Annotated in this window: 11 protein-coding genes; 2 read left to right on the top strand and 9 right to left on the bottom strand. The window is 50.9% G+C overall.

What is annotated here, in order from left to right; all coding sequences use genetic code 11:
• The first annotated feature begins 12 nt into the window (after positions 1-12).
• Complete coding sequence (locus ACR0J7_RS19755) at positions 13-1,419, top strand: adenylate/guanylate cyclase domain-containing protein (RefSeq protein WP_480915391.1); 1,407 nt, start codon at positions 13-15, stop codon at positions 1,417-1,419.
• 53 nt (positions 1,420-1,472) lie between these two features.
• Here ACR0J7_RS19755 and ACR0J7_RS19760 read toward each other — a convergent pair whose 3' ends face one another.
• On the bottom strand, positions 1,473-2,147 hold the full coding sequence (locus ACR0J7_RS19760; protein ID WP_480915392.1) for an SOS response-associated peptidase: 675 nt from the start codon (positions 2,145-2,147) through the stop codon (positions 1,473-1,475).
• Between the two features lie 548 nt (positions 2,148-2,695).
• On the opposite strand from ACR0J7_RS19760, the gene ACR0J7_RS19765 reads away from it, so the two are divergent.
• Positions 2,696-4,255 (top strand): esterase/lipase family protein, encoded by a 1,560-nt coding sequence (locus ACR0J7_RS19765; RefSeq protein ID WP_480915393.1) that lies wholly within the window; start codon positions 2,696-2,698, stop codon positions 4,253-4,255.
• A gap of 79 nt (positions 4,256-4,334) precedes the next feature.
• Here the strand turns inward: ACR0J7_RS19765 and ACR0J7_RS19770 are convergent, their stop codons facing one another.
• From ACR0J7_RS19770 to ACR0J7_RS19805, 8 genes are all read right to left on the bottom strand, one after another.
• A complete protein-coding gene (locus ACR0J7_RS19770) occupies positions 4,335-4,565 on the bottom strand; it encodes a hypothetical protein (protein ID WP_480915395.1) in 231 nt (76 codons plus the stop codon).
• 77 nt (positions 4,566-4,642) lie between these two features.
• Positions 4,643-4,909, bottom strand: coding sequence for a hypothetical protein (locus ACR0J7_RS19775; RefSeq protein ID WP_480915397.1), 267 nt, complete (start codon positions 4,907-4,909; stop codon positions 4,643-4,645).
• Between the two features lie 247 nt (positions 4,910-5,156).
• Entirely contained in the window at positions 5,157-5,483 is a 327-nt protein-coding gene (locus ACR0J7_RS19780) for a hypothetical protein (protein WP_480915398.1), read from the bottom strand.
• The gene (locus ACR0J7_RS19785) at positions 5,480-5,923 is read right to left on the bottom strand and encodes a DUF5681 domain-containing protein (RefSeq protein WP_480915400.1); all 444 of its coding nucleotides are present in this window, start codon (positions 5,921-5,923) and stop codon (positions 5,480-5,482) included. The genes ACR0J7_RS19780 and ACR0J7_RS19785 overlap by 4 nt, the downstream gene beginning before the upstream one ends.
• 146 nt (positions 5,924-6,069) lie before the next feature.
• Positions 6,070-6,597 (bottom strand): GntR family transcriptional regulator, encoded by a 528-nt coding sequence (locus ACR0J7_RS19790; RefSeq protein ID WP_480915402.1) that lies wholly within the window; start codon positions 6,595-6,597, stop codon positions 6,070-6,072.
• A gap of 327 nt (positions 6,598-6,924) precedes the next feature.
• Positions 6,925-7,290: a hypothetical protein gene (locus ACR0J7_RS19795; protein WP_480915404.1), complete on the bottom strand. Its 366-nt coding sequence runs from the start codon at positions 7,288-7,290 to the stop codon at positions 6,925-6,927.
• A gap of 108 nt (positions 7,291-7,398) precedes the next feature.
• Positions 7,399-7,599, bottom strand: a complete 201-nt coding sequence (locus ACR0J7_RS19800) for a helix-turn-helix transcriptional regulator (protein ID WP_480507575.1) — start codon at positions 7,597-7,599, stop codon at positions 7,399-7,401.
• 103 nt (positions 7,600-7,702) lie between these two features.
• Complete coding sequence (locus ACR0J7_RS19805) at positions 7,703-8,539, bottom strand: hypothetical protein (RefSeq protein ID WP_480915406.1); 837 nt, start codon at positions 8,537-8,539, stop codon at positions 7,703-7,705.
• Positions 8,540-8,788 lie beyond the last annotated feature (249 nt).

Below are 8,788 nucleotides of genomic sequence, written 5' to 3' on the forward strand. Positions count from 1 at the left end.
CTCGCCTCCGACATGGTAAGCTTCAGTCGCCTGATCGAACTGGACGAAGAGGGTACGCTAGGTCGTCAAAAGAAATACCGACTGGAAGTCGTAGAACCAACAATTGAACGACTTAGCGGCTCAATTATTAAGTTTACCGGTGATGGTTTGCTGGCAGAGTTCACTTCTGTCGTGCAAGCGGTCCAATGCGCCGTCCACATCCAAAACGAGATAGCCGAGCGTGAGGAGGAGTTCTCTGACGAAAGAAAAATACAGTATCGCATGGCCATAAACCTTGGCGATGTAGTGTTCGACGATGGCGATATTTTTGGTGATGGCGTCAATGTTGCAGCTAGGCTTGAAAGCTTGGCCCCTGCTGGTGGAGTCCTGGTATCCGGTTCCGCCTACGATTTACTAAAGAACCAGGTTCCAGTTCGGTATCACGCCCTCGGGAAAAAGAAACTCAAGAACATTGCGACGCCCGTTCGTGTTTATTCGGTTGAGACCAAAACAGTTGGGATGGGTGCTAAACCTAACCTTGTTCTACGTTCTAGACGTTATGTCGGCGCGTTAGCAGCAGCTGTAGTTGTTGCTGCGATAGGTGCGGCGTATTTGGTTGACTTTGGGACCCTTTTTGAGCGCCCAACCCTGGAGAAACGGTTCTCGGCGATGGTGCTTGGAGCGCAAGAGGTTCTCAAGGAGCAAGGTTATCTAACCAGTTTTGAAAGCGGCGTACTCGGGGATACTACTCGCTTGGCAATTTCTGATTTTCAACAAGCACACGGGCTTGAGAAAGATTCATTTTTAAATACCAAGACTTTGTCGTCCCTTGGCGTGAGTAATGAACTGCGTGCCTCAGACTGGGACGACGTCCTTTCCTCCGCTCATATAGCTCAACTTAGAGCGCCAGAGGTTTTTGAGTATGTTAGTCCCGATGACCGGCTAACAAGAGCTGCGAAATCATTAGAAAGCTTGGAATTCGCGTTCGGAAACATTGGGGACAGCCTTTATCTCGCAGTTGCTCCTTTGGCCGGTATGCCAAGTACAACTGCGATGGGCTTGGCGGAAAATTCAGGTGGTTATCTCGTCTCGATTTCTTCGGCTGCAGAGAATGAATTTGTCCACCACCTTACGAGCAGAGATCCAAAGTTCTGGCGTTTAAGTGGGGATGGAAACTCTTGGGTAGGCCCCGGTATTGGATTGTTTCAAGAAACAGGAGCAAAAGAACCTAATGGTGGGTGGCGCTGGCACAGTGGCGAAGACGTCATGTTCACCAATTGGTTTTTTGATCAGCCAAACGATTGGGGAAATTCTAACGAGAACGTAGCGACCTTTTGGCATCCAACCCGCAGGAACTCGTCGGAAATCCAAGTGCAACATTCACCTACATGGGGAGATGACGTGGGTTGGTTCTATTCATTTGTAATTGAGATTGATTAGTAAAGAATATGGGCTCATAGCGGGCGAATGGAAAAGCTCAAAGGATGGAGCATTCAGGTCAACGGATCTGACTTCTCACTCTCGCCGCTGCGAACGATTTGCATATCGTCCGCATCGTAGGGCTGAAGTAGGTCTAAGGCCTCTTCAGGGTTTCCCGACAACCATTGCTCGTAGTCGTCCGGCTGCAGGATCACCGGCATTCTTTGCGGGTGTATTGGTTTTACAATTTCATTCGCTGTCGTGGTGATAACGGTGTAAGTTGCTGCTTCTTCCGGCCCGTCCTTGCCCTGATAGCGCGACGTCTGCCACATTCCGGCAAACGCAAAAGGCGGGCGGTCTTCTTCACCCTTGAGGGCAAACCAGTAATAGGTTGCAGGGCTACGTCCCTTGGCTTCACAGAACGAACTGGCAGGAACCAAACAGCGCCTTTCCTCGAAACTGCCACGCCAAAGCCCGCTTGAGCGCACCTTGTCATCTCGCGCGTTGTTCCAAGCTCCAGGTTGGATAATTGCCCCTGTCTTCTTCGATTTCTTCGTGGTTCGAAACCCCCAACTAAGCTGCACGAGTTCCCGCTTTCCATCCTCAGCCAGCCTGACAACCGGGGCCATGTGCTTTGGATAAATTGCGGGCAGCGGTTCAGCATTCCCGAGGCGGTTCTGTTCAACTGCTACATCAAACAGCTGGCGCATTGCTTCTGCGGGAGTGGTGTTTGAGTACAGGTTGCACATAAGACAACGGTCGGCTTCTTAAACCGTTTGGACAAGCTCCAGAAGTTCGCTATCTGTTCCGCATGTCTGACTGGCCTTATCGAATCCCCTTTGACCTTTACAAGGAACTTGAATCCCGGCGAGTTGACGACTGGCAAGCACCGCTGCGTGCTTGGGCCAAATCCCACGGCCTAAGGATTAAGTTGCACTGGTGGCCTTACCTTGAACAGCAGATAGACGATTTGCATTCACGGCGGTACACGGCTGGGTCACAGGACCACTGGGCAGCAATACGTGACTGGCTGGTTCGGAATGACGTCCCTGTTCCAAACAATCTGCCGGGGTGGCCAGAACAAGAATAAGGGATGGCTGAGGTGGTCGAGCTAGGCGCGTCGTGCCATCACTTCAAAGTGGGAAGAATGGCACACTAAACCCACACGCTACTCTTTAGTCGATTTCACAAGTACTTTGCCGTACTCAAATTGGTCGCCTGCCGGGAAGACTAGCCAGCTCATGCATTTGGTGTATAGATTCCCATATTGGCTTCATTTACTTCAGGAGTGCGGATTGTGAGCGAAAGCGGGCATTTTTCATATGAATGTGGCGATAAAGCGAACGCTAAACTAGACGTAGTTTTTATTCACGGTTTGACAGGCCATCCGCATGAAACCTGGACATCTACCAATGCAAATGGGACAACTTGTTTTTGGCCTTACTGGCTTTCTGAGGACATTTCAAACGTTTGCGTTTGGACCGCCGGATACCCTTCGAGCCTGTTTGAGAAGGTCTCTAGAAAAGAAATGGATATGCATGAGAGAGCAACGAGTTTGCTCGAACTATTCGCGGGTGAAGGGCTGGGAACTAGACCGTTGGCCTTTGTGTGCCATAGTCTCGGCGGACTCATCGCGAAAGAACTCCTGCGTGCTGCTACCGAGAGCCGTGATGAAGACTTGAATGGCATTGCGGACAACACCAAGTTGGTGGCTTTTTTGGCTACACCACACAAGGCACCAGGCTTGGCAAAGGCTCTAAAGTTTGCGCTTCCGAGACTTAGTTCAAAATATATAAATGTCCTGGCTGATGATACTGGATTCTTGTCCAATTTGTTTGACAGCTACAGGAACCTAGCGGCGAAAAATGAAATAACGACATTAGCCTATTATGAGAAACATAAGACGAAGGGGGTCGTTACCGTTGTCACGAGAGATAACGCCGACCCGGGCGAATTGAGTTTCAACCCGGTCGCTATAGATGCCAACCATGCAGAAATTTGCAAACCGAGCAGCCGAAATGAACAACCGTATATTTCTCTTAAAAGGCAGATCAAGAAAGTAGTTGTGAGCCTTCAGAACGATGATGATGATGATGATGATGAAGACTCGGTGCACGATAACGAACCAGCAGCAAGTGTAAGCTTTTTCTATCTTTCAGTGCGGGAATCCCGAGAACGTGGAGCTGCCCATCTGGCATTGGGGATCGAGAATTATGGCACTCAAAATACCCTCCTAAGAAGCTTACGTTTTAACATAGAAAACTGGATTGCCCTTATAGAGCACATGCCTACAGAAAGTTTTCGGGTTTCACCACCAACTGTGCCGCCCATATTGCAATTGAGCATAGTAAACCCAGCGCGGTATTACGAGTACTTCTTTAGGTGTACAGAGCAAACCAATAATTCATACGAAGTTGAAGAGTTGCAGTCTGGTAGGGCTAAGCATTTTCGCCTGAATCTTTTCAGTAAAGAAGCTCCCACAGACTTGCCGAATTTACAAGTCTCGAGGGTTGAAGAGTTGGTAAACAGAAATTCGTTTGAAAAGGATCCTGTGTTAGGAATTTTCATTGTAAAGATAAGATGTTGTATCGTCCTAGCGGATGGACAGGAGGCCGATCCTTTCTTTTTTTTGACGACATTGGGTGGCGGTTTGTCAAAGACGGAAATCCAGGTTCCACATCCTTTGCTGGTCAATGAAAGTGGACAAACTGTTACACATGAAGCGATATTTGAATTATTCAAAGGCTGCAAAGTTGTCGGTAACTTAATTCTGAATGATCTTGGCAGTAGAATATATCCGAACGAAAAATTCGAACATACTTGGACGAACAGCGCTTCACGCCACGCAGATTATTAAATTCGTTTTTGAAAGAAATGAAACTCTCTTTGTTTATACAATGAGATTTGTTGATAAGATTTTCTCTCAACCCACCGCTTTAAGGTTTCTTCAAAGAAAGTTCCTCGTCTGCCGCAGCCAGCGCGATTTCCAACTCTTCATCGGTCATGTCTTCAAGACGTTTGTCGCCTGCTGCCATGGCATAAACGCGGCGGGCAAATGCATGCTCACACTCAGCTTTATCCCGCGTAATTTTGCCAAGCGTGGTTCCGGCAATAATGGCATGGTGAAACACGGCAGGCCCGCATTGTTGTCCTTCCTTTGCAGGCACAACGCTTACGAATAGGGGCTTTCTATTCGCCTCAGTGACAACTGCGGTTTCCAGCTTGTCTAGTCGGCGTCTGATGCTCATGCGTCCACACCAATCCGTTTGCTGTCGGCGGCTATGTCAGCCAACAACTCATCTAGATCCAAAACGCCAATCGTCGGCTCTGTGGCGTCGTTGTCATGAATTATCCACTCATCAAACGGCTCTGAGATGTTGGCAGTAAGACGGGCCACGACTTCGCGCACCTCATCTTCATCCGTCATGTCTTTCGGCAAGTGGATAATCGCCGTCATTTTCTTGGTGCCCTTCCGGGCTTCCAGCTTGGATATCCTGCTCTTCACGCTCATGTTGTCTGGCTCCCTCAAAGTTGATCCGCGTCTGATTCAAGAAAAACACTTCGCTGCCCGGTAGGGTTTACGAGTCTGGTGAACGCGCTCTGATCCTCTCGCGGCTTGCGTTCGTGCAAGTTGCCACCGACGTACGCGCTTAGAATGACTGGTTCACCATCGTCTTTGCCTTTGAAGGGGGCAGAGATGTAGATGACCGTTCCGTGGCTGTGTGTTTGCTCCAATCTCTGGACTCGGTTCCTGATGGTCATGTTTGATGCTCTTCTCGAGTTGGGTTGCAGTCAGCGCTTTTGGCCGCGTCGAGAAATGCTGAGAAAAGAACAGCGCTACCGGTTTCGTGCTTTGAAAACTCGACACATTGCCGAGCCACTTCGTCATCAACACGGCAATCCATAATAAGGGCAGCGATTTCTAAAGGTGACGCATTGGCAGTCAATTGGTTCAACGGTGTTTCACGCATACGTTCAGCTGTGGCCTGCAATCGCTTTACCAGTAGGTTCGACGCGCCCGAGTTTGAGACGGCACTCTCCAACTGTCTGCTTTCCAAAGCTGCCAACCTGTTTCTGATGTTCATTTCTGTGTCTCCAATGCTGTGATCCGGCGCTCAAGCTCAGTGGTTTCAAGAACCCGCCTGTACTGCTCTATCAGCCCCATGACGGTTGCTCCCTCCAACGGGGTTATCTCGCCCTGAGAAACAGCCTGTAAGACCGCTTGTGCGGCCTCAGAGGCCTCCTCTGCGGATTGGATGGGTGGCAGGTCGAAACTGACAGGTGAGTCCTTTCTGGTGGGCGCTATCCGCTCAAGGCAAAGACGCAGGGCCGTGCTGTCGCCCTCAAGCGCCATATCCACTGCCTTTTGGGTGATGGCCTCGGACTGCCCTTCAAGCAGTTCCTCAACTGCTCTTGTGACTCGGTGTCGGGTTCCGCGTGGCTTTCCGGGATTGCCTTGAGCGAATTTCCCGTTCTCGTCAGTATACGTATTGGCCACGTTTTTTCGTTCGGTTTCATCCGCCATCGCTCATGCCTCGCCGTGTTTGGTTATTGGTGCAGAAGGTGTCCGTTTCCCCCAGACCCCCTGGTAGATTAAGGATGTCTCAAAAATTGCGACGTGGGAGCGCTGAAAAAGGCCGTTTACGTCTTCAATATTGCGACGTGCTGTCTTCATTTTTGAGACGTCCTTTCCTTACACGTCTCAAAATTTAAGACGGTCACGTCTTCAAAATTGAGACAGGGTTTAGTTTTTCCACCTTTGCCAGTCGGGTTGTGTGCAGCGGCCTTATGAACACGAAATTCATTGCCTGGTGCCCACTGCCGGTACAGCATCCGTCCGCCCCTACGATTGCTGTGTGGCATCTCTATTTCTGTAAGCTCGTAGAGGGCTGAGCGAGCTTCGCCGCCAAGGCCAAGCTGGGCTGGCTTTGTGACAACCAAAAAGCCTTTGGCCTGCAAGTCGTGGAATGCACGAGCAGCAGTGTTCATAGCCACACCAAGCGCTTCTGCGGCCTGCCTGACGCTGAATTGGATCTTTCCGTTGTTGTTGGCCTGCGGGCCTCGCCATTCAAGCTTGAGCCAAGGGTACAACGCCTGTGCTACAGGGGAGAGGGCCCGCCAAGCGGGCTCCTCCATCATGTTTCGCACGAGTTTTGTCCAATGCTCGACGCGTTGCTCGTTTTTCTTATCGCGCCCCATTACCCCACCTGTTCCCTGTTGGCGACGTTCAACAGAGCCCTCAAAACTTCAGGCAGTAGGGACGCTTCAAACAAAACGCCTCTATTGGTGCGGCGTAACCCCGTCTTAGTTTTTGACCAGATGCGGAATTCTACAACGTCGCACCCCGGATGGGGTTTTGCGTCCACAGGCTCGCGGGAGATGCGTATTTCCTCCCGCTCATTGCATTTAATAACAACCATCATGACCGAGCCTCCCCATAATGAAGGCTGGCAATCAGACGTGCAGCGGTTTCGGAAAGGCCGTGTTTGCGGCGCAGGGTGCGGGCTTGGAGCTTGTGCGTTTTCATTAGCGCACCTCCTGACCGTCGATCCGGGTGACTTCGCTGACGAGAAAGTAAATACCGAACTTCTGACGTCCGGTGTCGGCGTCGCCCCGATACATCTTGCATTCGATGTTCACGCCGTCATCGCGGCGCAGGGGCAGTACCTGGTCCGACAGGCGGCAGTAGCTGGCCGCATAGAGTGGCGACCGCATCAGACCCTCAAGGACTTGGCGCTTGTGCTTGGAGGCATAGATTTCACGCGGCTCATGACCCGGATCTGTGACCCGGTAGAGTGCCGGAGCCGTTAGGTTGGGGAGGTCTGCCCAGCGATACACGCGCAGCGCGTTGGTAGGTGGGCGTTCGACTTCAATTGTTGTCTGAGTATTCATGTTTCTGCTCCTTGGTTCTTGCACCAACGGGCTGAAACGGTTACATTTGCAACTGTCTCACCAGCCGCAATCGTATACCGCCCGCGCCCTGTATCGGGGTGCGGGTTTCTACGCGGCGGTACGCTGCGCCTTGGCTTTCTCAACTAGATTTTGGATTTCGGATTCAGACCAGCGCGTGGTCCCTTCCAGTTTGACCGGTTGCGGGATTTTCCCTGCTGCGGTCCTGCGCCAGACGGTGGCGACACTACAGCCAAGAATGGCTGCGGTATCCCTCACCGAGAGAAGGCGGTCTCTCGTGACTGCATTCATCTTTGCTACCTCGCAATTAGTTGCGAGGTTATGCTATGAAATTGAATTATATGGATAAATCAGACAAAATTCAGGAAAGTGAGGGTATCTTGTCCATACAGAATTACCCAGAATTTAGGTATTCTGTCCCCCTCTGTCCGGATGAAAGCCATAGCTGCTCTTCAACCTCATTTCCAAAGGGAAAAAAAGTACCCTTGTAGCCGTTTGATTTGACGGCGATATCAGCCAGTCGTGTAAAGTTCTCCCCCTTCATGCCCGGGATTCCGTCACAAAATCGCGTCAGAAACCCTTCAAAGCCCCGAACCGGAAGGTGCCTTGCAGGTCTAAAACCAGTAACGCTAAAAAAAATATCAGCCGCATCGCGAACAAGGTAGTGGTGAACCCAGTTTGGCGGCGCGCCCTTGGTATTTATTTTGCCCGAAAATGCCGCAATAAATGCCTCTACGGCGTGTAGCTCGCCCTCTACCATCTCCAATCGGGTGGTAATCGCTGACCTCGCCACCTCTAAGGCGTCTTCAAACTGAATCTTGTACGCAAACCTACGAACGCTTCGAGGGACTGCATCTACTTTCCCCGCAACTTGTTTCTGAATCTGAAGCGCATCTAGCAATGCATCCCGCGCCTTTCTCAAATCCCCGACGCTAGGCACACCATCAAAAGCAAAGAGAATCTGAATTGTGGCGATCCGACAAAACAGTTCTTCCGACCTTGTGGTGTTTAACAGAACCATGTCATCGGCGCTAAGGCCCTGCAGCCAAGCAACGGCTTTGAATTGCTCGGTGTCTGTTATCTTAGTCTCAATGCCGCGCTCGTTAAGCTCATCAACAACTTTTTGAATTCTTGGTGTCGATGGATACATCCAGCCGTAGTATTTTGCCGAACGCTCGGGCGGTAAAAGAGCTTCAAATAAACCCTTTGGCGGCTGGAGTGGTTCGCTCATAGCCCCGTCCCCCTAAGCGTCATCACGTCTGCGCTTTCCCGTGTCACCAGTTCGGCCCACTTATCCAGAGCAACCGCGCGCTCTGCCAGCAATTCTGCCTGATTGTAGACACGAGCGACGGCGCTTGGTTTTGAGCCAGTTGCCGCGTGGTTCAAAACGTGGACGTGTCGCGGTTTGCTGCCGCTCCTTTGATAGCATTTATTGCAGCAAAGGAGACGAACTATGGGACTGAAACGGACGGACGAATTT

The organism is Ruegeria sp. O4, from assembly GCF_056535125.1.

Coding starts and splice junctions, on each gene's coding strand:
- ACR0J7_RS19775 (WP_480915397.1), bottom strand. CDS start 4,909: ATGAGCGTGAAGAGCAGGATATCCAAGCTGGAAGCCCGGAAGGGCACC.
- ACR0J7_RS19795 (WP_480915404.1), bottom strand. CDS start 7,290: ATGAATACTCAGACAACAATTGAAGTCGAACGCCCACCTACCAACGCG.
- ACR0J7_RS19790 (WP_480915402.1), bottom strand. CDS start 6,597: ATGGGGCGCGATAAGAAAAACGAGCAACGCGTCGAGCATTGGACAAAA.
- ACR0J7_RS19800 (WP_480507575.1), bottom strand. CDS start 7,599: ATGAATGCAGTCACGAGAGACCGCCTTCTCTCGGTGAGGGATACCGCA.
- ACR0J7_RS19760 (WP_480915392.1), bottom strand. CDS start 2,147: ATGTGCAACCTGTACTCAAACACCACTCCCGCAGAAGCAATGCGCCAG.
- ACR0J7_RS19785 (WP_480915400.1), bottom strand. CDS start 5,923: ATGGCGGATGAAACCGAACGAAAAAACGTGGCCAATACGTATACTGAC.
- ACR0J7_RS19805 (WP_480915406.1), bottom strand. CDS start 8,539: ATGAGCGAACCACTCCAGCCGCCAAAGGGTTTATTTGAAGCTCTTTTA.
- ACR0J7_RS19780 (WP_480915398.1), bottom strand. CDS start 5,483: ATGAACATCAGAAACAGGTTGGCAGCTTTGGAAAGCAGACAGTTGGAG.
- ACR0J7_RS19755 (WP_480915391.1), top strand. CDS start 13: ATGGTAAGCTTCAGTCGCCTGATCGAACTGGACGAAGAGGGTACGCTA.